Source organism: Flavobacterium xizangense, from assembly GCF_054075145.1.
Window position 1 is genome coordinate 164,606 of the sequence record NZ_JBSIPG010000005.1, and the last position, 26,775, is coordinate 191,380.

Consider the following 26,775-nt stretch of genomic DNA (forward strand, 5'->3'; position numbering starts at 1 on the left):
TTACGAGAATTGTGTAAGTTGAAATTTACTCTTAATTAATTCCTCAAGATCTTTCATTGGGGTCAAGGCATTTTTTAACTTTTCTTTGTCTGTTTTAGACATTTCTCTAAGATTAATATATTGTCCAGAATCGTCATTTTTTAAACCTTCAACAGTTCTAAATTTTGAGAGTGTTAAAAAAGCCTCAGCACAACTCAAATAGATTTCAGCATTTTTAGAATCTGTTATTGCTAATTGTTTGAATCTCAAATAAGTATTTTTGATCCCTTTAATGTTTGCATTTAAAATTAATAAACGTGCAGCATCAATCAATGGCATTAAAGCACGCGTTTTGATGTCAAATTTTCCTTTATGTGGACCTTCTTCTTCAACAATGAATTTTTTGAAAAAACTCAGAGGAGAGTTCTTTTTCAAAGCATCGTTTCCTAAGAAATCAAAAAATAAAGTATTATTTACCGCATTTTTGAAAATCACATTTTCTATAACTTCTTCAATTTTTGGTTCACCAAAAACAATTTCATAATCAAAGAAAATACTGCTTAAATCGTTGCTATTTTCACCTGGAGTATTCATCCAACTGTTGTATTGTTTTGTCCAGTCTGTCAATGATTTACACCATAACATATTGCTTCCCATATGGCCATTTGGACAAAATTCATATCCTACTTTTTCCAAGATAGTAGTGGCTCTTTTTGCTAATCTCAAAAAGTAATCTTTGACTTCTCTGTATTTTTCCGGAGCAACATCTTCAAAAATTAAAATACTGTCTTGATCTGTAAGCAACAGTTGTTCTTTACGTCCTTGACTTCCAATGCTTAACCAGGCAAAACGAGCAGGAGGTGAGCCTAAATCTAAAATAGATAATTCAACAGAGCGTTTGATAATGGCCAAATTGATTTCACTGGCAATATTGCTCACATGCGAAATCGGAATATTTTTCTGAATCGAATTCTGAATCAAATCAGATAAACGATCACGAATTTGTTTTAAGTCTTTTGGTAGCTGCGAACGCTTAATTTCTTTAATTAAAACACCAGGGTTACTCGCTTGAGCTACAATTAAATCGTGCTCAGAAATAATTCCTTTTACAGCAGATTTGCTCGTACCGTCTTTTGTAACGCAAAGGTGCGTTACATTATGTTTAAGCATTAGCAATTGTGCTTCGGCAAGCGAAACATTTTCAATTACTGTTACTACTGGTGAAGACATAATTTTATCAATCGTTTCTGTAATAGGATAGCGGCCAGTTGCAATTTTTGAAGCTAAATCGGTAGCAGTAACAATACCAATTGGGCGACTTTTTTCTCCACAAACTATAATATTATCGACCATTGCCTCAGTCATTAAAATCGCAACATCTTTAACAATATGAGTTGCCTCGGTTGTTAAAGGTGAATTATTATAGTTAAGTGATTGAATATATTGCATTTCTGATTGCTGATCAACGTAGAACGAAGTATCAGAAATCATTTTTCCGTTTGAATTTACGCTATCTTTTGTATGTCTTGAATTTGTTGCAAAACTCTCCAGCAAAAAATTTAAAACATCAGAATTATTAGCAACAAAAGGTCTGAAAACCGCAATCGGAATAGCATATATGATACTTTCTTCACGCGCTTTTGCCGTCATCATATAATTATTTTTGGCAAAGAAAGGTCTTAGACCAAAAATATCGCCTTCGTGACATTTATTGATGATAGTTTCCTCAGCATCAGCAATTGTAGTTAAATTGATGACACCAGAAGCTACAACATAAAAACTATCATGCAGCGTATCGTTGTTTTGAAATAATACAGTATGTTTTTCTAAGTTTAATACACGGATGTTTGTTGCAATATCAGATAATTCCTGAAAAGTCAAATTATTAAACGGCGGGTATTCTTTTAAAAAATCTGCAATATGCTCAGCAATAGTATTCATATATATGATAATTTTTTTAAAGTATCGAATGTAAAAATAAGAAAATAAAGTCTTACAATGATAGCAACTTTGGCATAATCTGAATATTTTAAAGAAATGTTAAGAATTACTGATTTCAAGGCTTTAAAATGTTTTTTTTACATTTTAAATTTGAATTATCACTCTAAATTTAATCTGATGCCATCACATTTTTTATAATAGTTGTGCAAAATTCTCATTTACAATTAGTTTGAGATGATGAAAGTGTATTTAGTGAATTAATTTGTTTTATTTGAAGTAGTACAGAGAAATATTTTTGAAATTTTCTATTTTACATAATATAAATTATAGGTCAAAATATCATTATCTTTATTTAATACTAAGTCAACTGGATTGTTATTAATCATAACTATACAAAGCTTCATTTATCTCTTATTTGAAAATTGCTTTACATTCTTTCAAATAATCGAATTTTCAATGAGCTAAAACATATTGACTCACAATTTACTTTTAAACTGAAATTCTCATATTTGAAAAAATAAATTATTTTTTATCAAATAAGCAATTTATCAGCATTTGTAAAATTTAAAAAAAAAAGCATCACAATTCTGTGATGCTTCAAATTTCTCCTATTTGAAAATTTAATCTAATTTTTTCAAATAAACAGATTTTCCATTAAGTGAAATTTCAATTTGATTTGTTTTATCACTAAATGTTGTTCTTAAAACATTTCCTTTAAAAAGTTGGACATCACCAAAAACTTTTCCGGTTTCGTCTGAAATGTATTCAAATAATAATTTTTTATTTCCAGGCTCAATTCCTAATTTATAACTTGAAAATTTTGTTCCTTTTAGATCAAATTGCTGTTGTGAATCGATAATTTTTCCATCAGCATAAAAATTGGTAATCGTTTTGTTTAATGTAATATCCGGATAATACTCATTTACTTTTTTTAGAAGTTCGTATTGTTCTACATTTGCATCTTCTTGTTTTGATACGATGGTTTGAGCAAATGAAATTGTTGTAAAAATAAGTGCTAATAATAAAGTGATTTTTTTCATAATTTAAATTTTATAATTAAGGTTTCAAAACATTTCTGAAAGCTTATATAATTTCCATTTTTTATGCAAAAATGTTATTATATGTAACAAGATAGTGAATTTTAACTGATAATTTGAAATTATAAGTAATTTTTTATAAAAATGACAACAAAAAAATACATTAAACTCATTCTTATTTTAGGATCTCTAACCGCATTAGGGCCTTTTTCAATCGATATGTATCTGCCTGGTTTCTCTGATATTGCTAATGATTTGAATACAACTGTGGCAAAAGTTTCAATGAGTTTATCCAGTTATTTTATCGGAATATCTGCCGGACAATTGCTATACGGACCTTTATTAGATCGTTTTGGGCGAAAAAAACCTTTATTTATGGGTTTAATGGTGTATATATTAGCATCATTAGGCTGTGCTTATGTGACTAATGTTGATACATTTATTCTGTTGCGATTTGTTCAGGCAATTGGGAGTTGTGCAGCAACAGTTGCTTCTGTAGCTATGGTACGTGATCTTTTTCCTGTAAAAGATATTCCAAAAGTGTTTTCACTTTTAATGCTTGTTCTTGGCCTTTCGCCCATGCTTGCGCCAACGATTGGAGGTTATGTAACCGAAGATTACGGATGGCATACTGTATTTTTTATCTTAATGTTTATGGGAATTTCTATTTTGTTTGCTTCTCAAATTGGTTTGCCAAATAGTTATAAACCAGATGTTTCTATATCATTAAAGCCAAAACCTATTATTTCCAACTTTTTAAAAGTCTTAAAAGAACCTCAATTTTTCACTTATGCATTCACTGGAGCAATAGCTTTTTCTGGATTATTTACATACGTAGCGGCTTCGCCTATCATTTTTATGAATATTTACCATGTAGATGCTAAAACTTACGGATGGATTTTTGCTTTTATGTCGGTTAGTTTTATTGGTTCAAGTCAGTTAAATTCCATTTTATTAAAGAAATTTTCGAGTGAACAAATGATTTTTACAGCATTAATTTTGCAATCTATTATTAGTATTGCTTTCCTTGTACTTTCTTTAAATAATCTTTTAGGTTTATATGAAACTATAACGATGCTATTTCTATTTTTAGGCTGTTTAGGAATTTCAAATCCAAATACGGCGGGACTTACAATGGCACCGTTTGCTAAAAATGCTGGCAGCGCCTCGGCCTTAATGGGAGCTATTCAATTAGGTTTAGGATCTATTGCGTCTTTTGCTGTTGGAATCTTCGTTAAGGATTCTGTAACGCCTATGGTTCTTATTATGACAGTTACTACGATTATTGCTTTTATCGTTTTAAATATCGGTAAACGATTTATTAAAAAGAAAGTAGAATTAAGCGCTGAAGATGACATTGTTGTTGTTCATTAATAATAGACATAAAAAAACAGAATCTAAAACAGATTCTGTTTTTTTATGATTTCAATCTTGGAATTTGGAATTTTAAAAATTGAATATTTTAAAATTACTCTGCAGATTGTCTTTTGTCAGGTCTTATAATCATTCTAAGCGATTGATCTCTTGCAAAATAAGCAACCATCCAGTTCCAGAAAGTATTTAATCTGTTTCTATAAGTTATCAAAGAAATCAAGTGAATAAATAACCAAATAACCCAAGCAAAAAATCCATTGAAATGCCATTTCGGACTCGGCAAATCTACAACCGCTTTGGCTTTTCCAATAATTGCCATTGATCCTTTATCATGATAAGCAAAAGGTTTAAGTGGTTTTCCAGAAGCCATTTTCATAAAGTTTTTGGCTAGGTTTATTCCTTGTTGAATAGCTACTTGTGCCACTTGCGGATGTCCATCAGGGAAGTTTTTATCTCCGGCTAAAATCGCAGTATCTCCAATTGCATATACATTATCTAATCCGTTGACTTTATTGAATTGGTCTGTCGCCATACGTCGTCCGCGTCCATAGCTTTCCTTCGGAATTCCATCGAAAATTTTAGCAGAAACACCAGCGGCCCAAATTAGATTTTTAGTTTTGATGGTTTCTCCGTTTTCAAAAAACACTGTATCATCAACATAATCAGTCACACGGCTGTTTAATTTGACTACAACGCCAAGATCTGTCAATGCTTTCAAGGTGTCTTTTTGCGAAGCTTCACTCATTGGTGATAGCAATGCATCTCCTCCATCAACTAAATAAACATTGCTGGCTGAAGTATCCAATTCAGGATATTCTTTTAGTAAAATACTTTTTCGCATTTCGGCAAACATTCCAGAAACTTCCACTCCTGTTGGTCCTCCTCCTGCTACTACAATCGTTAATAATTTACGGCGTTTGCGCATATCTTTACAAATTGCAGCTTTTTCAAGATTTTTAAGCAGTGTATTACGCATTTCGATGGCATCGTTTAGCGTTTTCATCGGAATAGCGTTTTTCATTACGTTTTCCATTCCGAAATAACTCGTTTCTGCACCTGTAGCAAAAACCAGATAATCGTATGTTAATTCACCATTGCTTAAAATAATTTTATTTTCGGATGGAACTACAGAAAGTAATTCGCCCAAACGAAACTGAAGATTTTTTTTGCCTGCAAAAAATTTTCTGAAAGGATAACTGATGCTTGATGGTTCTAAAAAAGCCGTTGCAACTTGATATATTAACGGAGGAAAAAAGTTATAATTATTTTTGTCTACAAGCGTTACTTGTATCTGAGGATGGTTTACAAGTTCCTTTGCGAGATTGATTCCCGCAAAACCTCCTCCTATTATGACTATGTTCATATATGCTGTTATTAAATAGGATTATAAAATAATACCTTATAAATATACAACTTTAATATGCAATGACAATTGTTGAATTTATTACTTTTTGAATTTTTTAACAGGTTTTTCAACTACATCGATTTTGTTTTGCAGGACATAATTTGCTAGCAATTTTTCAATCAATTCGTCTTTTGTAAGATGATGAAAAACGGTTTTTACTTTTGTTTTTAAATCTGAAGAAATATCATGATTTGGCTTTGTTTTGAAGATTTGTTTTGCCCATAAAAGTGTGTTATTTTCTTCTAAACTTAAAGCTGAAGGTTTTTCGAATTTGGTGAATTTTATTCCCAATTCTCTTTCAAAATCAGGAATTTCAATAGTTTCTTCTTCCTGTAAAACAGTCAATGAAAGTCCTTTTGCACCAGCTCTTGCTGTTCTTCCGCTTCGGTGAACATAATTTTCGTAAGTGTCTGGCAAATGGTAATTCACAACATAAGCGATTTCTTTTACATCAATTCCTCTTGCAGCAAGATCTGTTGCTACTAAAATATTGATGTGACCTTCACGAAATTGCTCCATAATTCGGTCACGAATTCCTTGGGTTAAACTTCCGTGAATGGCTCCTGATGAAAAACGATTTATGGCTAAATTTTTAGCTAATTTATTCACAGCAGCCTTTGTTTTGCAGAAAATAATACCGCGTTCGCCTTCTCTTGAATTCAGGAAATGCATCAAAACATCCAGTTTTTCAATAGGATCAACTACAATGAATTGGTGGTCAATTTCTTGATTTCCTGATGTTTCCATATTAGCACTGATCTGAACTGCATTTTTATTTAAATAATTCTGAATCAGCTGTTTTATTGTTCCCGGCAAAGTTGCTGAAAACAAAAGAGTACGATGTTTCTTTGGAAGTTCAGCGATAATTTCGTCTAAACTTTCTTTTAGTATAGAAACCATTTCATCGGCTTCATCTAAAACTAAATATTGTGTCTGACTTAAATCAACGGCTTTTCTCTCAATTAAATCGATTAAACGACCCGGAGTTGCCACAACAATATGTGCAGGCTGTGTAAGACGCTCGATTTGGGGTTTAATTGGAATTCCACCACAAGTTGCGGCGATAGAAATATTTGGAATATACTTAGAAAAATCTTCTAAATTTCTAAAAATCTGATGTCCAAGTTCTCTAGTCGGAACTAAAATTACAGCCTGAACCAGAGGCGATTTCGTATCAATTAATTGCAGAAGAGGCAATCCAAAAGCAGCCGTTTTTCCTGTTCCGGTTTTGGCTAAACCAACAACATCATGCTTTTCGGCCAAAAGAAGCGAAATTGTTTTTTGTTGAATTTCTGTTGGTTCAACAATATTTAATTCGCCTAAAGCTTTTAAAATTGGCGCTGAAACTCCTAATGCTGAGAATTGTTTAGACATAGTTTTTGTTTTTTTTGTTTAAAGTTTCATGTTTCAAGTTGTACAGAAACTTAATAGATTCGAAAAAGGAGAAATCACATTCGAAATGAATTATTCTGAAATGCGATTTCTCCTTTAAAATTATAAATAATGTTCTAGATTCCAATAACTTGAAACATGAAACCTAAAGCTTTAAACTTTTTTAAAATCAATCTGGTTCGTTCATGATTTTTTCACGGTATTTTTTACCGATCAGTAAAGTCATGTTCTTTTTATAATCATCAACCAGCCATTCGCGGTAATTTTTACTGCATTGGCTTAAACATTTAGCGTAACGCTTTATGCGGCATTCAATATCATCATCAAGTTCTTTTGCTAATGATTTTGCTTCCTGCAATGTTTCCGTATTATCAACACACATTGAAGCATGCTGTTCTAAAGATTTGTCCAATACAATTTTTGAACGTAAATTTTGCTTAATTGCCAGTTTATGCTCTTCATCTACATCAAAAGTTACATCGGCAGTTTTGCTAAATTTCGCTCTTAATTCAGGCGGCATGCTATATTTGAAAAACATTTCAATCTCAGTATCGTCTCTTAAATTCTCAAGATAAAATTCTGGAGATTTAAAAATGTGCTGCCAGTTTACAGGCTCGCTCCATAATCCAAAACGAGCGGCGTTATTTCCTAAATCAATTACGGTAAATTCATCTTTTCCAGGCAATTTACGAGATCCTCGGCCAATCATCTGAAAATATAATGTAAGCGATTTTGTTGCTCTGTTCAAAATAATAGTTTCGACAGTCGGCTCGTCAAAACCTGTTGTAAGGATTCCCACAGAAGTCAAAATCGCATCTGGAGTTTTCTTGAACCAAGCCAAAATATCTTTACGTTCTTCAGAACTGCTTGTGTTGTCAAGGTGTCTGATGTCGTAACCTGCTTCTCTAAAAGTATCATATACATATAAGGAAGTATGAATACCGTTATTGAAAATAAGCGTTTTTTTGCCCAAAGAACGTTCTGTGTAAGCATGAAGTAATTTTTCCTGCATCATTGTATTAGTATACAAATCGTCAGAAGATTTTACAGTGTAATCACCGTTGATACCTACTTTTAGTGAAGTTAATCCAACATCATAACTATAAGTTGTTGCTCTTGCCAAAAATCCTTTATCAATCAATGAACCAATTGTATCTCCAACGATTAATTCGTCGTAACTCTGGTGCATTGGCAATTTTATATTCGAACTCAATGGCGTTGCTGTTACTCCTAGAATAAAAGCATTTTTGAATGAGTTTAATAATTTCCTGAATGAATTGTAATGTGCCTCATCAATGATAACCAAGCCAATATTATCAAGATGCAATTTTTCATCATTGATACGATTTTTTAACGTCTCAACCATTGCCACGAAACAAGAATAATCATTTTGATCAGGAAGTTCTTTTACCTTGCTGTTGATTATTTTATTGCTTACGCCAAAACCTTTTAGCATTTTTGACGTTTGTTTGCAAAGCTCGATACGGTGTGTTAAAACAACGACTTTTTTGTCATTATTGGATAAATAACGACGCACAATTTCTGAAAATATCACTGTTTTACCACCTCCAGTTGGCAATTGGTACAATAAGTGATGTTTTGGAGGAGCATTGTCTAAACGGTCAAAAATGGCATCAATATCGCCTTTTTGGTACGCATAAAGTTCTTTTTTCTCTTCTCTTTCTATTTCTAAAGTGTTTTGAGACATTGTTTATTTTTGGATTTTTGCAAAAATACACCGAAAAAACAGTTATTCATCGTAATTTAACCTAAAATAAATGTTTTTTTTAAATAAAGATTTTTTATGAGAAGTGTGCTTAAAGGTCAATTTTGTCTAAAATCGCCTCAAAATCGTACTTATTTTTCCATTTTTGTTGAACAGTTTCATCATGAATTGCAATAATTCTTGCTTTATACTCAGTTAAAATTCCGTTTGAAATTAAAAAATTAACTGCTTGTTCAAATGAATTCAATATACTTTTGTAAAATAAATCCTGCTTTATAAGATTTTGGGAAGAATACGTTTGGGCAATTTCGATGTTATAAAGCATCAAATCGGCAATTATAAAAGAATCTACACCAAGAGAAATAAAATGCTTGATGATTTTTTGAGCTACAGAGCGACGCATTTTTGCTTTCGGACGCCATCTAGCTCCGGGTTTTTTGATTGGAAAGTATTCCTGAGAGATTTTCACCTTCGATTCCTGCAAAAGTTTGTCTTCTTTCGGATTAAAAACAAAATCATAATACACTTTTACGGGACTGAATTTATCATACAGCTCAATCAGTTGTTCTTCGAGCTGCTCTTTGCTTAATTCGGCTAGATATTTTTTTAAATCGCGTTTGCTCATTATCAAAGTTTAAGACTGTAAAAATAAATTACTTTTCTGACACATAACTTAAAAACCAATCCTAATACTTAATTTTGCTTCCATAAATTCAAAAAATACATTTATATGCTCAAGATTTTTAAAGTTACTGCCATTTTAGAAGGAATATCTTACTTAGTATTATTTGCTAATATGCTTTTCATAAAAACAAATAATCCTGAACTTTATCATACATTATTGCGTCCATTGGGAATGACACATGGCGTTTTATTTATTGGATACATTGTTCTTGCTTTTTTATTGAAAAAGTCAATGAACTGGGACTTAAAGACTTTTGGGATCATTTTAATTGCTTCTCTTGTTCCATTTGGAACTTTTTATATTGAAAAAAAATACTTAGAAAATAATGCATAAGCTTTTGGATAAAATATTTAATTTTTTATATCCGATTTTTAGAGATTGGGGAATGAGCCGCAATATGGCGTCATACACTAGTCTTATTTTTAATATCGCCATTTTGGTGGCATTAGCATATATTATTTATTATGCTGCCAAATTTGTTTTAGTTACCCTGACCGCCATTTTTGCGCAACGTACTAAAACTAAATTTGACGATTATCTAATTCAGAACAAAACAACCAGATATACGGCGTATTTAATTCCGTTTTTCTTTATTTATAAAGCGGTTCCCGTAATTTTAGACAAATATGAATATTGGGAATCTATATTCGGAAAAATAGTTGGCGTTTATATTGTATTGCTGGGTTTATGGATTGTTCGAACAATCTTTAATTCGCTTCGCGATTATTTAAAACAGAAACCTGAATATAGCGACAAACCTATCGATAGTTTCGTTCAGGTTATCATGATTGTGTTGTGGATTTTTGGTGTTGCTCTTATTATTTCGACTTTATTCGGAATCAAAAAAGGGGAATTGCTTACGATTTTAGGGACACTTTCAGCTATTATTATCTTGATATTCAGAGATACAATTCTTGGATTTGTTTCAAGCGTGCAGGTTGCGATTAACGATATGGTTCGTATTGGCGACTGGATTACAATGGATAAATTTGGTGCTGATGGTGATGTAATTGAAATCAATTTGACTACAGTAAAAGTTCGGAATTTTGATAATACGATTACAACGATTCCAACTTATGCTTTAAGCTCAGATTCTTTTCAAAACTGGCGCGGGATGCAAAAATCTGCAGGGCGCCGAATCAAAAGACATATTTTGATAAAAAGTAGCACAATTCGGTTTTTGAATGACGAAGATTTGGCGCAAATGCGAAAAGTACAACTGATTTCATCTTATATAGATACAAGACAAGCCGAAATTGAAAAATACAACGATCTTCGAGGAGTTGATAAAACAATTGCAATTAACGGTCGAAATATGACCAATTTAGGTTTGTTCAGAAAATATATTATGCAGTATCTCATAACGCATCCGGGATTAAATAAGGATATGCACATTATGTGCCGTCAACTACAATCTACTGCGCACGGAGTTCCATTAGAAATTTATGCTTTTTCAAGCGATAAACGCTGGGCGAATTACGAATATATCATGTCTGATATTTTTGATCATGTTATGGCTTCTGTAGAATATTTTGATCTTGAAATATTTGAATTGCCTTCTAAGATTGGAAGTTTGGAATAAGACAATTTAACCGCAAAGAACGCAAAGAATTACGCAAGGTTCGCAAAGCTTTTTACACAAAGCTTTGCGAACCTTGCGTTTTATTTATTAAAAATATAAAGCCTTGCGCCCTTTGCGGTTAAGTCAACATAAAGCTTGAAAAAAAACTATTTCTTAATTTCTTCAAAAACAAACTTTGGGTCGTTATAATTTAGTGTTCCCTGAATAAAACACGGAAGACTCATATAAGTTCCCATTACCCCATTTCCTAAGATTAGTTTGTTATCTTTTTTGAGCAATGCCAAAGGAATTCTCTTCCAGCTTCCACCATTTGAAATATAATGAAAATCGCCTCTTAAAGTATCGCCTTTAATATCTCCCCTTACATCACCCGAATCTTTTCCAATTTGATGGTACAGAATTTCATATCGGCCAAAAAAACGTTTTTCGTTGATGTTGATAACTAAAATTGCAGTATCTTTTTGATGTACGGCGCGGTAAACGACTTCTTTATAATCAGTTTTATTATCTTTTGAGTTACAAGAAATAATAAAAATCATAATTAAAAACAGAAAAAGTAACGTGTTTTTGTTCATAATAAATTTTTAAAACCAGATAAGTGACAAAAGTACATTTAAAAGCTAAAACTTAAATTTTATTAAATAACTTATCTGTCAATTTAATTTTTGTATCGTAATTTTTTCTAAATTTAAAGAAAAAACATGGCAGATAGAGACACTTTTTTAAGAGAATTCAGAGGCGAAACTTTAGGAACTGTAAGTGCTCAATCTTCTCCAGATGAGATCTTTCAAAACCAGACGATTAGACCTATTTTGAAACTTCAAAACGATTTGTTTATTGCAGTTTTTATAAACTACATAAATAAAAACAAAGCTGATTTTTATTCTTATTCGGTTGAAAAGAAAATTCAGACTATAGAAAATTCCATTCAAAAAGATATTAAGTTTCGTAATTCCCTAAAAGGAATCGTTATGGCGCTTTTTACGCTTGAAGAATATGAAACTTATATTCAGAATTCTTCCAGTTTGAATAAGCGAATGATGAATTTGCTGATTGACAGGTTGAAAAGTCAGGTTCAGTTGTTTGAGGTGGAATCGAGTTCTTAGTTTTTTTATGGAAATAGAAATAATTGAAAAGCAAGAACAGTGCTTATTTGTTTATGAAGAAGATGAATTATTGTTTTATTCTACAGTAAAATTCAACTGGTTTAGCAGAATTATAAAAATATATAATCCCTTTGATGTCTTAGTTTTAGAGTTAAAATTTGATAATTTTTCTTATCAAGTATTACATCAGAACAAGTTTATGACTAAGGATGTGTATAAAATCGACGAGAAGGCTTTGTTTTTTAATAAAGACAAACGTTTGTATATAAAATCAAAATGGTTTATCACATTTAACCATAATTTTAATTACTTTTTTAAAGGGAATAAAATAGCGGACGTGAAACAAAATATTTGGAGCCTCATTACTAAATATCAATTAAATATAAATAATGAAAGTCTAGAATTTAGAAATCAACTAATCTTTCATGTGTTGGCAATTAAAACAGGTTATTCAGTCGATTAATAATTTTTCAAAAAAAGCAATTTAAAATGTTTCGCCAATTCCGAAATAAACTCCCTTTAACAGAAGAGAAATGGAACGAATACATCAGTTATTTCAATCGTATTGAAGTTCCGGCAAAAACAGTTCTTATAGAAGAAGGAGAAATTTCGAAAAAGCTTTTTATAATTGAAAAAGGTTGTATCAGGGTTTGGTTTAACAATAACGGAAAAGATTTGACTTCGCAGTTTTTTTTCGAAAATCAAAGTGTGGCTTCTATTGAAAGTTTCATAAAACAATTTCCGAGTCCGGTTGTGGTTGAAACTATTGAACCTTCGATTTTATGGTGGATCAGTAAAAAGGATGTCGATAAAATTTTAGAAGAAATTAAAGAAATTCCCGAATTAAGAGATCAGTTAATCAATATGCTGTTTCAGAGAACATTTGATTATATGAAACACTTTTTTTCTTTTATAAAAGACTCCCCTACTCAACGTTATCTGGATTTAATTAAAGAAAAACCTCAAATTGTACAGCGTGTTCCTCAGCATTATATTGCTTCTTATCTTGGCGTAAGCACGGTCCATTTAAGTCGAATCAAAAGTAAATTAGTTCATAAAAAAGAGTAAAATTTCAACCCAATGTGTATAATTTATTCTTTTATTATTTAACACATAGAAACATAGATTTTCATTTGCCGAAAAGCTTTAAAAAGAAACTAGTTTCTAACACATAGTTAGCTATGTTTACTAAAACAAGTGAAACGCCTTTTTAAGGATTCTTAATCTATGTTTTTATGTGTTTGAATTAATTACGTAGTATTTGATAACAAATGTTATCGTCTGCCGAAAATCAAGTTTCGAACTTTGCATCATAAAATTTAATATTATGAAAGCAGCGGTAGTTTATACGAAAGGCCAAATGCCTAAATATGCAGAATTTGCAGAACCAATTGTTCAAAACGAAAATCAGATTTTAATTTCAGTAAAAGCTGTCGGCATTACAAATCTGGATAAAGGAAAAGCGTCTGGAAAACATTATTCTTCAGAAAATAAGAATGAAAATGGCTTTGTAATAGGAAGCGATTGTGTTGGTTTACTCGAAAACGGAACTAGAGTTTATGCCCGCGGAATCTCTGGTACAATGGCTGAAAAAGCAATAATAGATAAAAATATATTAATAAAGCTGCCTGATGGAATAAGCGATGCAATTGCAGCTTCGTTGCCAAATGCAGTTGCAGGTTCAGCTATGGCTTTGCGATTTCGCGCTAATATCAAAGCCGGTGATACTGTTTTGATCAACGGTGCAACGGGATTTACAGGTCAAATAGCAATTCAGATTGCAAAACATTATGGAGCAAAAAGAATAATTGTTACCGGAAGAAATGAAAAAACGCTTCAAAACTTAAAAGAATTAGGCGCAGATGAAACAATTTCATTAAAACAAACCGATGATGCATTTGTTTCTCAATTAAATGAAATTCATCAGAACACATCAATTGACATTATTTTAGATTATTTATGGGGACATCCTGCTGAGTTGATTCTTTCCGTTTTAAAAGGAAACGGATCATTTACCAATAAAATAAGATATGTAACTATTGGCGGAATGGCTGGTGACAACATTCAATTGTCGTCAGGGATTTTAAGAAGTGTAGATCTTCAATTGTCAGGTTCTGGATTAGGAAGCTGGTCAAAAGAAGAAGTGAAATTGTTATTTTCAGAAATACTTCCGGAAATGTTTCTTTTGGTTGCTCAGAATAAGTTGAAAGTTAATATCGAAACTGGAAATCTCGTTGATATTGAAGAAATGTGGGCAAAAGAAGTTTCAGACGGAAAACGATTGGTTGTTCTTATCTAACTTAATAATTTTAAAGAAAAAAGGTTTGACAAAAATGATTGTCAAACCTTTTTTTAATTCTTTTCTTAAGTGTAAGATGTTTTTATTCAGATCTGTATACTTTTTGGAGCTAATATTTCAATAAATCCAATAATGTTTCTTCAAAACGATCTTTTGCTAAAAACTGATCTTCCAAAGCTTTTGTAAACGGAATTGGAGAATCCAAACTTGCAACTCTTTTTACAGGACCATCTAAAAATTCAAAACAGTTTTCCATAATCAAGGAAGAAATATCGCTTGCAATTCCGCCAAACATAGTATCTTCCTGATAAATAATTGCTTTTCCTGTTTTTTTTACAGAAGCAAAAATCGCTTCAGTGTCTAAAGGTTGCAATGTTCTTAAATCAATTAAATCAGCGTCTATTTGTGGATTCTTCTCTAAAGTATCTAAAGCCCAATGAACAGTTGCTCCAAAAGCTATGATGGTTACGGCGTTTCCTTCTTTTATTAAAGCCGCTTTTCCAAAAGGAATTGTGTAATAATCTGTCGGAACATCTTGATAAATACTTCTATACAATTGTTTATGTTCAAAAAATAATACCGGATTTGGATCATTTATTGCAGTATTAAGCAGTCCTTTTGCATCATAAGGAAAAGCTGGATAAACTACTTTTAAACCAGGAGATTTTGTAAACCAGGCTTCATTTGTTTGCGAATGAAAAGGTCCCGCCTGAGTTCCACCGCCACAAGGCATACGAACTACAACGTCAGCATTTTCACCCCAGCGATAATGAGATTTTGCCAGTAAATTAACAATCGGGTTAAAACCAGTTGAAACAAAATCAGCAAACTGCATTTCTACAATCGCTTTATAACCGTTGATTGATAATCCCATTCCAGTTGAAACAATAGCGCTTTCGCAAATTGGCGTATTTCGGATTCTTTCTCTTCCAAAAGCATCTACAAATCCTTCTGTAATTTTAAAAGCGCCACCATATTCGGCAATGTCTTGCCCCATAATGACTAAGTTTTTATTGCGCCACATAGATTGTTCTAAACTATTTCGAATAGCATCAATAAAACGGATATTTTTTACTTCTTCACCATGAGCATACTCCTCATATTCAAAATCTTTATAAACATCATCTAATTCTCCACTATATGTAGGAACGATTTCAGGTTCAGCATTTGCAATGGCTAAATTTTCATCGATTTCCTGTTTGATTTCGTTGTGAAGCTGCTCGTCAAAATCAGGTGTAAGAACATCAATTTCGGTCAAATATTTCCTGAAATTCGTTACAGGATCTTTGGCAGCCCATTCTTCCATTAATTCTTGCGGAACATATTTAGTGCCACTCGCCTCTTCATGGCCACGCATTCTAAAAGTTTTAAATTCCAATAAAACCGGTCGTGGATTGATCTGCATTTCTTCTTTTAGTTGTGAAAGTTTGTTGTAAACTTCCAGAATATTATTTCCGTCAATAATATGGCTCTCCATTCCGTATCCAATACCTTTATCTGCAAGATTTTCACATAAATATTGTTCGTTTGTTGGTGTCGAAAGCCCGTAACCATTATTTTCAATGACAAACATTACAGGCAATTTCCAAACTGCTGCAATATTTAATGCTTCATGAAAATCTCCTTCACTTGTGGCGCCTTCTCCTGTGAAAACGGCTGTGATTTTTTTATTATTCTGAAGTTTATTGGCTAATGCAATTCCGTCTGCGATACCTAATTGTGGTCCCAAATGCGAAATCATTCCGATTATCTTATACTCCTGCGTTCCAAAGTGAAAACTGCGATCTCTTCCTTTTGTAAAACCGTTTGCTTTTCCTTGCCATTGCGAGAATAATCGGTAAAGTGGAATATTTCTTGTAGTGAAAACACCAAGATTTCTATGCATTGGCAATACATATTCAGATTCGTCTAAAACAGCTGTAACACCTACGGCGATTGCTTCTTGCCCGATTCCGGAGAACCATTTTGACACTTTACCCTGACGAATCAGAATCAGCATTTTTTCTTCGATTAATCGAGGTTTAAGAATCTTTTTATATAAATCTAATAATTGAGAGTCAGTTAGGTTTTGTCTGTTAAAGATCATTTGGTTCGTGTTTTTTTAGTGTTTCAAATATAAAAAAATATAACAATTTTATTTGTTTTTGTTATAAAATTTCAATTTTAATATAACTTTTAAAATTCAATTCTAAAATATTCTCTACCTTTGTTTCTGAAAGGTTTTTCGACACCTTTCATCTTTAAACAAAAAATGTAAAGTATGCAAAACATTCCTAGTGTAGACTTACGTGATTTCCTTTCGGACGACCCGAAACGTAAACAAAAATTTGTAAATGAAATCGGCAATGCATTTGAAAACATTGGCTTCGTAGCCCTAAAAGGTCATTTCCTTGACGACCAATTAGTAGACGAGCTTTATAGCGAAATTAGAAAATTTTTCGCTTTGCCAATAGAAACTAAGCATAATTATGAAATTCCTGGTATTGGCGGACAAAGAGGTTATGTATCTTTTGGAAAAGAACATGCTAAAGGACGCAAAGAAGGAGATTTGAAAGAATTTTGGCATTTTGGTCAGTATGTTGACAAAGATTCAAGATGGGCTTCAGAATACCCAGACAATGTTGAAGTAAAAGAATTACCACGTTTTAATGAAGTTGGTAAAGAAGCGTACCAAATGCTTGAAAAAACAGGTGTTTATGTGCTTAGAGCTTTAGCTTTACATTTAGGTTTAGACGAGTTTTATTTTGACAATTATGCTAAAGAAGGAAACTCAATTTTAAGACCAATTCACTATCCTCCAATTACTTCTGAACCAGAAAACGCAATTCGCGCAGCGGCTCATGGTGATATCAACCTTATCACACTTTTAATGGGGGCTCAAGGAAAAGGATTACAGGTTCAAAATCATGATGGAGAATGGATCGACGCCATCGCAGCTGATGATGAATTGGTAATTAATGTGGGCGATATGTTGTCAAGACATACAAACAATAAATTAAAATCAACAATTCACCAAGTAGTAAATCCACCAAGAGAATTATGGGGGACTTCTCGTTATTCAGTTCCGTTTTTTATGCATCCAGTAAGTGATATGCGTTTGGATTGTTTGGAAAATTGTATCGATGACGAAAACCCTAAAAAATATGAAGATATTTCTGCAGGAGAGTTTTTACACGAACGTTTAGTAGAATTGGGTTTAATTAAAAAATAAAACCTAAAATTCTTAATTTTAAAATTCCAAATTCCAAAAAACACCTTATTTTGGAATTTGGAATTTCATTTTTACATAACTTTAAATATTTGAATTTAATATATTATGGATTTAAAAGATCAGTTGAAAAACTTATTTCCGGATCACATGGAATCAAATGAACCTGAAGAAATTCAGGCAGAAGAACATGTATTATATGTTCAGAAAGAGCCTATGATCTGTAAATTTGAAAAACGAAAAGGAAAAGCCACGACTATAATTGAAGGCTATGAAGGCTCTGATGAAGATTTTAAAATCTTAGCCAAAGAAATCAAAACAAAACTTAGCGTTGGAGGAACTTTTAAAGACGATTCGATCATTATTCAAGGTGATTATCGCGACAAAATCATGGCAATTTTAAAAGAAAAAGGATTTAAAACAAAACGTGTAGGAGGCTAAAAAGTTTCAAGTTGAATGTTTCAGGTTTCAAGTTATGTGAATTTGGAACAAAAAAATCAGAACCTTAGCCACTCAGAACCTTAGCACCTTATAAAAAATGATACAAAACTCAGAATTAATACTTAACCCAGATGGTAGCGTTTATCACTTAAACCTTCGTCCTGAACATATTGCACACGACATTATTTTTGTTGGAGATCAAAACAGAGTAGAAAAAATCACTCAGTTTTTTGATAAAATCGAATTCTCAACGCAAAAAAGAGAATTTAAAACCCAAACTGGTATTTATAAAGGAAAACGTATATCCGTGATTTCTACAGGAATTGGTCCAGATAATATTGATATTGTGCTAAATGAATTGGATGCGTTAGTTAATATTGATTTAGAAACACGTGCACCAAAAGAAAATCTGACTTCTTTAAATATTATAAGAATTGGAACTTCGGGCTCTTTGCAGGCAGATATTCCTGTTAATAGCTTTGTGATGTCAAAATTCGGACTTGGACTTGATAATATGCTTCGCTCCTATTTGATTGATGATGTCTCAAACGATGCCATTGAAAATGCTTTTATCGTGCATACCAATTGGGATATCCGAAAAGGAAGACCCTATGCAATTGCATGTTCTGAAAAATTAGAAAAAATAATTGAATCAGAAAAAATATTCAAAGGAATTACTGCTACAGCCGGCGGTTTCTATGGACCTCAGGGGCGCGTTTTGCGTTTGAATATTCAAGATGAAGAATTAAACAATAAAATGGATAATTTTGATTTTGATGGAAGTAAAATCACTAATTTAGAGATGGAAACAGCGGCAATTTATGGGTTATCGGCACTACTAGGGCATAATGCTTTATCTTTAAATGCAATTATTGCCAATCGTGCATCTGGCACTTTTAGCGAGGATCCTTATAAAGCTGTTGATGAGCTTATTGCCTATACATTAAATAAATTAGCACAGATTAATGTTTAATTTTTTTATAGAGCATTTAATTTATAAGCCGTTAAGAAAATTTACTTTAGGCATGGGAGGTTTGCTTAGGTGGAGTTTTTTTCAGCTGTTGAATATATCAATTGAAGAAAAACACCCTAAAAGTTTAGATTATTATTGGGATCATGATAATGAAATCCCTGATAAAAATGGATTGAATACCGCCCAAAAAAATTTATTTGCGGGTTTTTTACTTTTTATCTGTTTTATAATTTTGATAGATAAAATAGAAGGTTGATATTTATAGTAGTAGAATAGTTTTTTAAAACGTACAATTTATGTTTTTAAGAGTTGCACGACACACCGATGATTTAAAAAGAATTGAAGATTTTTATGTAAATGTTCTAGGTTTTGAACAATTAGGAGAGTTTCAGAATCATAATAATTACAATGGAATTTTCATTGGAAAATCTGGTTTAGACTGGCATTTTGAATTCACTCAGTCCAATAATAAAGCAACACATACATTTGATGAAGATGATGTAATTGTGCTTTATCCAAAATCATTTTTAGATTATAATAATGTGATAAACAAAATTGAACATCATAATATCTCAACTATAACTGCAGCAAATCCATTTTGGAATGAAAACGGAAAAATGATTCAGGATCCAGATGGTTATCGTATAGTTATATCACCATTAAAAGCAGAAATAAGCGAAATTGAATAGAAAAATTAGGCAATTAGTCAATTTGAAAATTTAAAACCTTTGTCGAAATTTCAATAATTAAAAAAATAATTTCAGATAAATAAATGACAGAAACGCATAAAAAAATACTTTTTAAATATTACAGCGATTATTTAGAAGACAATGTTTCAGAAACCATGTGGGCTGAAATTATAGATTTAGAAAAAGGTCTTTTTAAATTGGATAATATTCCGTTTTTTGGACCACTTATTGCAACCGATGATTTATTTTATGCTGAATTTGACGAGCAGGAAAATCGTTTTGTTTATAAAGAAACTATCGAAAATTCAGGAAACTCAATTGTTCAGGTTCTAATTTTAGAGAAAGGATTTGATAAAGAAATTATCAGAGAAAAATTAAAAGTAATTAATTGCCAATCAGAAGGTTTAAACGAAACTTTATTTGCAGTTGAAATTGTTCGTGATGTAGATTATGCATTAGTAAAAAGCATTTTGAACGAATATGAATCGGAAGAAATAATTGAATATGCTGAGCCATGTCTATCAGATAAGCATCGGGCAGATTTATTAAAAAACTAAACAAACTTAAGAATACGCATAGCAAACTTAACTTAAACTTAAAATTGTAATGAAAACTGTAAACATTGTGGGTGTCCCCGAACACTTCAATTTACCATGGCATTTATGCATCGAAAATGGTGAATTTGAAGCAGAAAGTATTGATTTGCAATGGAAAGATGTTCCTGAAGGAACAGGCAAAATGTGTCAGATGCTTCGTGATGGAGAAGCTGATATTGCTGTAATTCTGACCGAAGGAATTGTCAAAGATATTTTGGCAGGAAATCCAAGCAAAATTGTTCAGATTTATGTACAGTCTCCTTTAATTTGGGGAATCCATGTTGCGGCTAAATCAGATTTTCATACTGTAAAAGATTTAGAAAACAAAAAAGTGGCAATTTCAAGAATTGGATCTGGTTCACAACTAATGGCGTATGTAAATGCTGCTGAGCAAGGCTGGGAACAAGATGATCTTCAATTTGAAATCATTAATACAATTGATGGTGCAGTTGAAGCTTTGACAAATGGAACTGCAGATTATTTTATGTGGGAACGTTTTATGACAAAACCTCTAGTTGACAAAGGTGTGTTTAGACGTGTGGGCGACTGCCCTACTCCATGGCCCTCTTTTGTAATTGCAGTTCGTGATGAATTTTTGAAAAAGAATTCAAAAGCAATGGAGAAAATTCTTGAAATCATCAATAAAACAACGCAGGATTTTGCACAAATTCCAAATATCGACAAAACATTAGCAGAACTTTTTAATCAAAAAAAAGAAGATATTCGCGAGTGGCTGAAATTAACACAATGGTCACAAAAACATTTAAATGAAAAGGCATTTACGAAAATTCAAAATCAATTATTCGATCTGGGAATTATCGATAAAAAAAGTACTTTTGTTGAAACTGTAAAAGCGCTGTAAAAACTGCTTTGAATTTTTATGATGAATTTCCCTAAAATTGACTTTCCGCAATTAAAATCCAAATTACAGGTGAAATCACCTTATGACAGGATTATTATCATGCTGTTGAGTCTTTTGATTACCATTCCGATTTTCATCATTCTGCATCAAAATCTCCGCGATTTAAATTGGGCTTTCAATTTAGATCGCGTCTTTATTTTTCTATTTGTTTTTGCGCTTATCTTTTTTTTGCTGATGCTGTTACGAACCATAATAATTTTGTGTATTGCAGTTTATTTGCTGATTTTATTTTATGGTTCTGTTATTGGTAATTATGGTTTTAGTGAAATTTCAGAAGACTATAATTCGATGATTTACACCATGTCTGATAATCCTTTTCCACAGGATATTATTGTGGCAAAATTGCTTCCATTTCCAAATAAATCAAAAATTATAAATGCGATAGAATATCAAAATCCGAAAGTTCGAAATTTTGCTATTATGGCCACTACAAAACATTTTAAAGGTATTAAAGGCTATTCAGATTATCGTACTACAATTCAATGTTTCGCAGTTTTTAAAGAAATCAATAGCCAATGGAATTATGTAAATGATCCAAAAGAAGGTGATTATATAGCAACTGCGAGCGAATCGTTAGAATATTTTTCCGGCGATTGCGATGATCATTCTATTTTAATGGCGGCTGCAATTCGTGCCATTGGCGGTACACCAAGACTAATTCATACCAAAGGTCATATCTATCCTGAAATTCTAATTGGTTCTTTAATTGATTTAGAAAAAGTCAATTTCCTGATAAAAAATGTACTTTTTGTAAAAGAAAGTTATGGAAAAAAAATACATTATCATATTGATGAACGTGGACAAGTCTGGATGAATTTAGATTATACAGCTACTTATCCAGGCGGGCCATTTTTGTATGAAGAAATTTTGGGAGAATTAACTCTAAACTAATAATCTATTTTCTTGTTTTCAGTTTATAAATTTAGATTTTTTATATAATTCTCTTCCAAGCGCGGCAAAAAAAGGAAGTGAAACCGAATCGTATTCGTAAACATTATCATTAAAAATACCATCCTTATTGACCAGTATTGTTGCTGAAACCATAAATTCGACTTTATTTTTGGAGTCAATTATATAGGCCGTTTCGGTCATTGTTCCGTATGCTTGACCAATTTTATTATATATTTTTATGTTATCTGGAATTTGATCTTTAGTATCTCCATACATGAAAAATTTACAATAACTGTCATAATATTCTTTTGGATCATAGCCAGCATTTCGAGGCAAATTCTGCATCGAAAATAAAATAAATTCTCGTTCTTGCTCTGTTATTTTAAAACGTTCACTTTCATTAAAAGCTTCTGGAAATACAATTCTTTTTAATGTATTATGAAGCGTTTCTAATGGATAATAATTCTTCTTCGAAAAATCGAAAGGCTCGTTTATAAGTTTGTCATCTTTCATAAATCCTGTTCCTTTTATGACATTATTTAGCGTTAGCGGTACGCTTTTTTCGTTCAGTTTAGAAGGAAAAACTTCAACTGTACCATCATCTTTATATAAAGTAACTGATTTTACAAGTGGATTTGAAGGGTCAGAACCAGAAAGTCTATGACTAATTCTGAAAGGCTCTAATCCTTTCTCTTTCATTTTTTGATTGATATAGTCAAAACCTGCGAATTCAAATAAATTGCTGCTGGCAACATTATCGCTTACGGCGAAAACTTTCGTAATTTCATCAGCAAATTTTAATTTCTCAGGATTTCCATCGATAGTAAAAACACTGTTGACAGATGTGCTAGCAATTGAATTTAATTTTTCAAGCACTAAAATTGCGATAGGCATTTTTATAGTACTTGCGGGATAATAGTAGTTTGATGCATTTAAATTATAAGTATAATCTTTGAAAGTAATTCTTTCTTTATCTCTTATAATTTGCGTATAAATGATTTGAAGTTCATATTTTGTTGAGTTTTTTAGTACTTCTTTTATTTTTTCATCATTAGAAGCTAAAACTTTTTCCAAAACATTTTTTTTAGAACTGCAACTAAGAAATAGCAAAGAGATAAAGAAAATACTTTTTTTTAATGTCGGCATAATTTGAATTGAAAATAGAATTTCAAATATAAGTATTACGTCTTAGTTTTCATTCTTTAGTTACGTTTTTTATAGTTTGTTTATCTTCAAATCATTAAACAATACGATTGTTTAACCTATATTTTTGATTTTTAAATCTAGTTATTGTAAATATTTGATTATAAATATTTTAACTATTGATTTTTTTTGTAACTTTTCCTGTCTAATTTTTTAATCACAGAATTATGAAAAAATCTAAATTATTTATCTTCGGGATTCTATTATCAGCAGTATTAATTCTTTCGTGCAACAAAGCAAAAAGAAATGAATTAGTAAGTTCTTGGAAAGTTACAAGCGTAGAAGCAAGCAAAAAACCACTTTCTGATTCATTGAAAAATGTAATTCTTACTAATGGCCAATTAACTTTTACTGAAGATGGTCATGTAACAGGATTTTTACTTAGAGAAATGACAGATGGTACTTATGCTTTAACTAAAAAAGGGAAAAGTCTTGTAATTAAAGATGAAACAGGTACTCCATGGCCTTGTGTGAGCACCATCACTAAGGACGAACTAATTTTAGAGACTGATGAAGTAAAATTGACTCTTAAAAAGATTTGAGTTTGTCTTATTGCAAATAAAAACATAACCACATAAAAAATCAAAAAACTCCTAGATAATCTCAATTTTCAGGAGTTTTTTATTTTACAAAATGTAAAGTGATTTTTTTTAATAAAATAAAATGAGTTATATGAAAACAAAAATTAGAATTTTAATATTTTTTGCTTTCTTGAGCACAATAATTTATTGCGAAAAAACTTTTGCCTGCACAAGAATAGTTTATCAAGGTCCAAATGGTACTATTTTAACCGCTCGCTCAATGGACTGGAGAGGCGAAATTCCGGCTAATTTGTGGGTTTTTCCAAGAGGAATCGAAAGGTTTGGAGAAGCTGGAAATAACTCGGTTAAATGGAAATCAAAATACGGAAGCGTGGTTACAAGTTCTTGGGATATTGCTTCTTCTGACGGAATGAATGAAAAAGGTTTGGTTGGAAATTTGCTATGGCTGGCAGAATCAACTTATCCGCAATTTGAAAAAAACAGCAAAACAAAAGGTTTGGCGGTTTCATTATGGTTGCAATATGTTTTGGATAATTTTTCTACTGTTTCTGATGCAGTAAGTGCTTTAGAAAAAAATGAGTTTACAGTAACATCATCACATATTCCGGGAACCGATATTTTTGCGACAGTCCATTTGTCCATTTCTGATGCATCTGGAGATAATGCAATTTTTGAATACATAAACGGAAAACTCGTAATTCATCATGACAGAGCATATGTGGCAATGACAAACTCCCCTATTTTTGATGAACAACTGGCTATAAATACGTATTGGAAAAGTATTCCGGGAACAATTATGCTGCCAGGAACAAACAGAGCCGCAGATCGATTTGTGAGAGCTCATTATTATATCGATGCCATTCCTAAAACCGATAATATCCGAACAGCACTAGCTAGTGTTTTTGGCGTAATCAGAAATTGTTCTGTACCACTTGGAATTTCTTCTGCGACAGAACCCAATATATCCTCAACAAGATGGAGAACGGTAGCCGATCAAAAAAATCTAGTTTATTACTTTGATAATGTTTTAAATCCAAATGTGGTTTGGGTTGAATTCAGTAAACTTGATTTTAGCGAAAAAGCTAAAGTGCGAAAACTCAGTTTGGCAAATAACGAAAATTATTCTGGAGAATCTTCAATGAATTTTCAGGCGATGGCGCCATTTAAATTTGCTGGATTAGATTAAATCATAACTTTAATTAAAAAGTAAAACCCTCAGAAATTCTGAGGGTTTTACTTTTAATGTTAAGACAAACCACGTGTCAGCCAGCCCTTTTTATTAGCAGTAGCAATCGCATAAGGTGTAATCCAGAATAAACTAAAAGTATAAAATATACTATAAGAATAAGCCCAAAAAGCATCAGCAAAACTGTATCTTTTAGCATAAAATAATACTGAAAATGTTGAAACTATTAAAATGCTTAAAAGTGTTGAACTAAAAAATAATATTGGATGTACCGCTATAAAAAATAACATAAATAACAAGAATGGATATGCCATGATTATTTTTAAAGACTGATTTACAAACAAAAGTCTTGCGCCAAATTTAGATTCATTTCTAAAATCTTTGAAAACATATTGTGCCATCATAATATTTTCGCGAACATTGCTTCTGCCCCATCTAATAAACATTTTGTACAAACCTTTATATTCTTCCGGAACGTTTGTCAATACGTAGGCATTTCTTTGAAATAAAACATGAAGCCCTTGTTTTAAAATCATATTTGTCATTGCCCGATCTTCGCCAATATCTGATGGTTGGCCCATAAACGTTTGATTTATCCATTCTGAAAGGCATGCAAATACAGCATCTCTTCTATAAGCTGCCGCCGCACCGGGCGTACATAAAACTGATCCCAGCATACTTTCAGCTGAACGCATGAATTCGAAACTCATCACAAAACTAACATTCAACATTTTTGGCAATAACGCTTTTTTATTGTTCAAAACATGTACATTTCCTGCTACTGCTCCACATTTTTCATCAACAACAAACGGACTTACCAAATTCCGCAAAGTATCTTTCTTTACAATTGAATCACTGTCAACAGTTACAAATATTTCTCCGGTACCAAGTTCAAATCCGCGGTGAAGAGCATGACGTTTTCCTTTATTTTCAGGTTGTTGGTAAATTGATAAACGATCTCCAAGTTTAATTTTTGCCTGCTGCATCCAATACCAGGTATCATCTTTACTTCCATCGTCAATGGCAAGTATTTGAAGTTTCTGCTCAGGAAAATCGCTGTCTGCCAGGCTTAATAAGGTTTCCCAAACTAATTTTCCTTCGTTGTAAGCAGGAGCAATTACGGTACATGTTGGCAATAAATCATCTGAAACTGATTCAATTGGTTTGTACCTAAAATATAAATACAAATTATATAAAAATGAACCTGTCTGGAAAAAGAATAAAGCTGCGGCTAGAATTAAAAATGGAAATCCCCAACTTGAATTTATTCTATCCAATTGAAATTGATCGAAATCAGATTGGAAATAATAAACTAAAAAAGCGCCTCCAAGCATCAATAAAAAAGTACCCGCGAGTACTATAAAACCTAAACTGCTGGATGTTTTTTCGGATGATTTTTGTTGGGATTTTGTACTTGAATTAAAAATTGTTCTTTTTAATGATTGTTCTTTTGTGCTGAGATTTTTATCTGAAATATATAATGATTCAGAAATAATTGTTTCACTTTTCATTGGGCTATTTGCTTTTATCGTAAAATGGCTTTTAAATTGATCACTTTTGTTTTTTGTTTTTCATCAAACAATGAAAAATGAAATTAT

27 protein-coding genes are annotated in these 26,775 nt (G+C 31.8%); 17 read left to right on the forward strand and 10 right to left on the reverse strand.

The genetic code is table 11. From position 1 onward, the window contains the following. Positions 1-1,920, reverse strand: coding sequence for a DUF294 nucleotidyltransferase-like domain-containing protein (locus ACWA1B_RS13955; RefSeq protein WP_456907861.1), 1,920 nt, complete (start codon positions 1,918-1,920; stop codon positions 1-3). A 620-nt stretch (positions 1,921-2,540) separates the two neighbouring features. Beyond that, positions 2,541-2,960 (reverse strand): hypothetical protein, encoded by a 420-nt coding sequence (locus ACWA1B_RS13960; protein ID WP_456907863.1) that lies wholly within the window; start codon positions 2,958-2,960, stop codon positions 2,541-2,543. A 141-nt stretch (positions 2,961-3,101) separates the two neighbouring features. Between ACWA1B_RS13960 and ACWA1B_RS13965 the strand changes: the two genes are divergently transcribed. Then, positions 3,102-4,331, forward strand: coding sequence for a multidrug effflux MFS transporter (locus tag ACWA1B_RS13965; protein ID WP_456907865.1), 1,230 nt, complete (start codon positions 3,102-3,104; stop codon positions 4,329-4,331). Positions 4,332-4,425: 94 nt separating this feature from the next. On the opposite strand, the gene ACWA1B_RS13970 is transcribed toward ACWA1B_RS13965, so the two are convergent. From ACWA1B_RS13970 to ACWA1B_RS13985, 4 genes are all read right to left on the reverse strand, one after another. Then, on the reverse strand, positions 4,426-5,694 hold the full coding sequence (locus tag ACWA1B_RS13970; RefSeq protein WP_456907867.1) for an NAD(P)/FAD-dependent oxidoreductase: 1,269 nt from the start codon (positions 5,692-5,694) through the stop codon (positions 4,426-4,428). A gap of 81 nt (positions 5,695-5,775) precedes the next feature. Then, the gene (locus tag ACWA1B_RS13975; protein ID WP_456907869.1) at positions 5,776-7,110 is read right to left on the reverse strand and encodes a DEAD/DEAH box helicase; all 1,335 of its coding nucleotides are present in this window, start codon (positions 7,108-7,110) and stop codon (positions 5,776-5,778) included. A gap of 187 nt (positions 7,111-7,297) precedes the next feature. After that, positions 7,298-8,836 carry a DEAD/DEAH box helicase gene (locus ACWA1B_RS13980; protein ID WP_456907872.1) on the reverse strand — a complete coding sequence of 513 codons (1,539 nt, stop codon included), beginning with the start codon at positions 8,834-8,836 and terminating at the stop codon, positions 7,298-7,300. A gap of 109 nt (positions 8,837-8,945) precedes the next feature. Next, entirely contained in the window at positions 8,946-9,479 is a 534-nt protein-coding gene (locus ACWA1B_RS13985; protein ID WP_456907874.1) for a DUF6155 family protein, read from the reverse strand. A gap of 105 nt (positions 9,480-9,584) precedes the next feature. On the opposite strand from ACWA1B_RS13985, the gene ACWA1B_RS13990 reads away from it, so the two are divergent. Both ACWA1B_RS13990 and ACWA1B_RS13995 read left to right on the forward strand, forming a co-directional pair. Then, entirely contained in the window at positions 9,585-9,872 is a 288-nt protein-coding gene (locus tag ACWA1B_RS13990) for a DUF3817 domain-containing protein (protein ID WP_456907876.1), read from the forward strand. Then, positions 9,865-11,121 carry a mechanosensitive ion channel family protein gene (locus ACWA1B_RS13995; RefSeq protein WP_456907878.1) on the forward strand — a complete coding sequence of 419 codons (1,257 nt, stop codon included), beginning with the start codon at positions 9,865-9,867 and terminating at the stop codon, positions 11,119-11,121. The genes ACWA1B_RS13990 and ACWA1B_RS13995 overlap by 8 nt, the downstream gene beginning before the upstream one ends. Positions 11,122-11,267: 146 nt before the next feature. On the opposite strand, the gene ACWA1B_RS14000 is transcribed toward ACWA1B_RS13995, so the two are convergent. Further along, the gene (locus tag ACWA1B_RS14000; RefSeq protein WP_456907880.1) at positions 11,268-11,696 is read right to left on the reverse strand and encodes a hypothetical protein; all 429 of its coding nucleotides are present in this window, start codon (positions 11,694-11,696) and stop codon (positions 11,268-11,270) included. Between the two features lie 126 nt (positions 11,697-11,822). On the opposite strand from ACWA1B_RS14000, the gene ACWA1B_RS14005 reads away from it, so the two are divergent. The 4 genes from ACWA1B_RS14005 (at position 11,823) to ACWA1B_RS14020 (ending at position 14,526) form a co-directional block, all read left to right on the forward strand. Then, positions 11,823-12,227: a glyoxalase gene (locus tag ACWA1B_RS14005; RefSeq protein ID WP_456907882.1), complete on the forward strand. Its 405-nt coding sequence runs from the start codon at positions 11,823-11,825 to the stop codon at positions 12,225-12,227. 7 nt (positions 12,228-12,234) lie between these two features. Continuing rightward, positions 12,235-12,690 (forward strand): hypothetical protein, encoded by a 456-nt coding sequence (locus ACWA1B_RS14010; RefSeq protein WP_456907884.1) that lies wholly within the window; start codon positions 12,235-12,237, stop codon positions 12,688-12,690. A gap of 26 nt (positions 12,691-12,716) precedes the next feature. Beyond that, positions 12,717-13,295 (forward strand): Crp/Fnr family transcriptional regulator, encoded by a 579-nt coding sequence (locus ACWA1B_RS14015; RefSeq protein ID WP_456907886.1) that lies wholly within the window; start codon positions 12,717-12,719, stop codon positions 13,293-13,295. 259 nt (positions 13,296-13,554) lie between these two features. Then, positions 13,555-14,526: a quinone oxidoreductase family protein gene (locus ACWA1B_RS14020; protein WP_456907888.1), complete on the forward strand. Its 972-nt coding sequence runs from the start codon at positions 13,555-13,557 to the stop codon at positions 14,524-14,526. Positions 14,527-14,635: 109 nt separating this feature from the next. Here the strand turns inward: ACWA1B_RS14020 and ACWA1B_RS14025 are convergent, their stop codons facing one another. Continuing rightward, entirely contained in the window at positions 14,636-16,612 is a 1,977-nt protein-coding gene (locus ACWA1B_RS14025; RefSeq protein ID WP_456907890.1) for an alpha-ketoacid dehydrogenase subunit alpha/beta, read from the reverse strand. Between the two features lie 174 nt (positions 16,613-16,786). On the opposite strand from ACWA1B_RS14025, the gene ACWA1B_RS14030 reads away from it, so the two are divergent. From ACWA1B_RS14030 to ACWA1B_RS14065, 8 genes are all read left to right on the forward strand, one after another. After that, positions 16,787-17,737: an isopenicillin N synthase family dioxygenase gene (locus ACWA1B_RS14030; RefSeq protein WP_456907892.1), complete on the forward strand. Its 951-nt coding sequence runs from the start codon at positions 16,787-16,789 to the stop codon at positions 17,735-17,737. Positions 17,738-17,842: 105 nt separating this feature from the next. Beyond that, positions 17,843-18,175 (forward strand): translation initiation factor, encoded by a 333-nt coding sequence (locus ACWA1B_RS14035; RefSeq protein WP_035643764.1) that lies wholly within the window; start codon positions 17,843-17,845, stop codon positions 18,173-18,175. Between the two features lie 97 nt (positions 18,176-18,272). Further along, the gene (locus ACWA1B_RS14040) at positions 18,273-19,148 is read left to right on the forward strand and encodes a nucleoside phosphorylase (RefSeq protein ID WP_456907894.1); all 876 of its coding nucleotides are present in this window, start codon (positions 18,273-18,275) and stop codon (positions 19,146-19,148) included. Next, complete coding sequence (locus ACWA1B_RS14045; RefSeq protein ID WP_456907896.1) at positions 19,141-19,404, forward strand: hypothetical protein; 264 nt, start codon at positions 19,141-19,143, stop codon at positions 19,402-19,404. Before ACWA1B_RS14040 ends, ACWA1B_RS14045 begins: the two co-directional genes overlap by 8 nt. Before the next feature lie 40 nt (positions 19,405-19,444). Further along, a complete protein-coding gene (locus ACWA1B_RS14050; protein WP_456907898.1) occupies positions 19,445-19,837 on the forward strand; it encodes a VOC family protein in 393 nt (130 codons plus the stop codon). A gap of 83 nt (positions 19,838-19,920) precedes the next feature. Continuing rightward, positions 19,921-20,394, forward strand: a complete 474-nt coding sequence (locus ACWA1B_RS14055; RefSeq protein WP_456907900.1) for a DUF4265 domain-containing protein — start codon at positions 19,921-19,923, stop codon at positions 20,392-20,394. 49 nt (positions 20,395-20,443) lie between these two features. Then, entirely contained in the window at positions 20,444-21,295 is an 852-nt protein-coding gene (locus tag ACWA1B_RS14060) for a substrate-binding domain-containing protein (protein ID WP_456907902.1), read from the forward strand. Between the two features lie 18 nt (positions 21,296-21,313). Then, positions 21,314-22,246, forward strand: a complete 933-nt coding sequence (locus tag ACWA1B_RS14065; RefSeq protein ID WP_456907904.1) for a transglutaminase — start codon at positions 21,314-21,316, stop codon at positions 22,244-22,246. A gap of 18 nt (positions 22,247-22,264) precedes the next feature. Here ACWA1B_RS14065 and ACWA1B_RS14070 read toward each other — a convergent pair whose 3' ends face one another. Then, positions 22,265-23,320 carry a serine hydrolase gene (locus tag ACWA1B_RS14070; RefSeq protein ID WP_456907906.1) on the reverse strand — a complete coding sequence of 352 codons (1,056 nt, stop codon included), beginning with the start codon at positions 23,318-23,320 and terminating at the stop codon, positions 22,265-22,267. A gap of 296 nt (positions 23,321-23,616) precedes the next feature. On the opposite strand from ACWA1B_RS14070, the gene ACWA1B_RS14075 reads away from it, so the two are divergent. Then, positions 23,617-23,991, forward strand: coding sequence for a hypothetical protein (locus ACWA1B_RS14075; RefSeq protein WP_456907908.1), 375 nt, complete (start codon positions 23,617-23,619; stop codon positions 23,989-23,991). Positions 23,992-24,121: 130 nt separating this feature from the next. After that, positions 24,122-25,177, forward strand: a complete 1,056-nt coding sequence (locus ACWA1B_RS14080) for a linear amide C-N hydrolase (RefSeq protein WP_456907910.1) — start codon at positions 24,122-24,124, stop codon at positions 25,175-25,177. 59 nt (positions 25,178-25,236) lie between these two features. On the opposite strand, the gene ACWA1B_RS14085 is transcribed toward ACWA1B_RS14080, so the two are convergent. Continuing rightward, complete coding sequence (locus ACWA1B_RS14085; RefSeq protein ID WP_456907912.1) at positions 25,237-26,688, reverse strand: glycosyltransferase family 2 protein; 1,452 nt, start codon at positions 26,686-26,688, stop codon at positions 25,237-25,239. Positions 26,689-26,775: the final 87 nt, after the last annotated feature.

Bases quoted from the DNA above. Each gene is read 5' to 3' on its own strand.
- ACWA1B_RS13955 (WP_456907861.1), bottom strand. From the start codon at position 1,920: ATGAATACTATTGCTGAGCATATTGCAGATTTTTTAAAAGAATACCCG.
- ACWA1B_RS13960 (WP_456907863.1), bottom strand. From the start codon at position 2,960: ATGAAAAAAATCACTTTATTATTAGCACTTATTTTTACAACAATTTCA.
- ACWA1B_RS13965 (WP_456907865.1), top strand. From the start codon at position 3,102: ATGACAACAAAAAAATACATTAAACTCATTCTTATTTTAGGATCTCTA.
- ACWA1B_RS13970 (WP_456907867.1), bottom strand. From the start codon at position 5,694: ATGAACATAGTCATAATAGGAGGAGGTTTTGCGGGAATCAATCTCGCA.
- ACWA1B_RS13975 (WP_456907869.1), bottom strand. From the start codon at position 7,110: ATGTCTAAACAATTCTCAGCATTAGGAGTTTCAGCGCCAATTTTAAAA.
- ACWA1B_RS13980 (WP_456907872.1), bottom strand. From the start codon at position 8,836: ATGTCTCAAAACACTTTAGAAATAGAAAGAGAAGAGAAAAAAGAACTT.
- ACWA1B_RS13985 (WP_456907874.1), bottom strand. From the start codon at position 9,479: ATGAGCAAACGCGATTTAAAAAAATATCTAGCCGAATTAAGCAAAGAG.
- ACWA1B_RS13990 (WP_456907876.1), top strand. From the start codon at position 9,585: ATGCTCAAGATTTTTAAAGTTACTGCCATTTTAGAAGGAATATCTTAC.
- ACWA1B_RS13995 (WP_456907878.1), top strand. From the start codon at position 9,865: ATGCATAAGCTTTTGGATAAAATATTTAATTTTTTATATCCGATTTTT.
- ACWA1B_RS14000 (WP_456907880.1), bottom strand. From the start codon at position 11,696: ATGAACAAAAACACGTTACTTTTTCTGTTTTTAATTATGATTTTTATT.
- ACWA1B_RS14005 (WP_456907882.1), top strand. From the start codon at position 11,823: ATGGCAGATAGAGACACTTTTTTAAGAGAATTCAGAGGCGAAACTTTA.
- ACWA1B_RS14010 (WP_456907884.1), top strand. From the start codon at position 12,235: ATGGAAATAGAAATAATTGAAAAGCAAGAACAGTGCTTATTTGTTTAT.
- ACWA1B_RS14015 (WP_456907886.1), top strand. From the start codon at position 12,717: ATGTTTCGCCAATTCCGAAATAAACTCCCTTTAACAGAAGAGAAATGG.
- ACWA1B_RS14020 (WP_456907888.1), top strand. From the start codon at position 13,555: ATGAAAGCAGCGGTAGTTTATACGAAAGGCCAAATGCCTAAATATGCA.
- ACWA1B_RS14025 (WP_456907890.1), bottom strand. From the start codon at position 16,612: ATGATCTTTAACAGACAAAACCTAACTGACTCTCAATTATTAGATTTA.
- ACWA1B_RS14030 (WP_456907892.1), top strand. From the start codon at position 16,787: ATGCAAAACATTCCTAGTGTAGACTTACGTGATTTCCTTTCGGACGAC.
- ACWA1B_RS14035 (WP_035643764.1), top strand. From the start codon at position 17,843: ATGGATTTAAAAGATCAGTTGAAAAACTTATTTCCGGATCACATGGAA.
- ACWA1B_RS14040 (WP_456907894.1), top strand. From the start codon at position 18,273: ATGATACAAAACTCAGAATTAATACTTAACCCAGATGGTAGCGTTTAT.
- ACWA1B_RS14045 (WP_456907896.1), top strand. From the start codon at position 19,141: ATGTTTAATTTTTTTATAGAGCATTTAATTTATAAGCCGTTAAGAAAA.
- ACWA1B_RS14050 (WP_456907898.1), top strand. From the start codon at position 19,445: ATGTTTTTAAGAGTTGCACGACACACCGATGATTTAAAAAGAATTGAA.
- ACWA1B_RS14055 (WP_456907900.1), top strand. From the start codon at position 19,921: ATGACAGAAACGCATAAAAAAATACTTTTTAAATATTACAGCGATTAT.
- ACWA1B_RS14060 (WP_456907902.1), top strand. From the start codon at position 20,444: ATGAAAACTGTAAACATTGTGGGTGTCCCCGAACACTTCAATTTACCA.
- ACWA1B_RS14065 (WP_456907904.1), top strand. From the start codon at position 21,314: ATGATGAATTTCCCTAAAATTGACTTTCCGCAATTAAAATCCAAATTA.
- ACWA1B_RS14075 (WP_456907908.1), top strand. From the start codon at position 23,617: ATGAAAAAATCTAAATTATTTATCTTCGGGATTCTATTATCAGCAGTA.
- ACWA1B_RS14080 (WP_456907910.1), top strand. From the start codon at position 24,122: ATGAAAACAAAAATTAGAATTTTAATATTTTTTGCTTTCTTGAGCACA.
- ACWA1B_RS14085 (WP_456907912.1), bottom strand. From the start codon at position 26,688: ATGAAAAGTGAAACAATTATTTCTGAATCATTATATATTTCAGATAAA.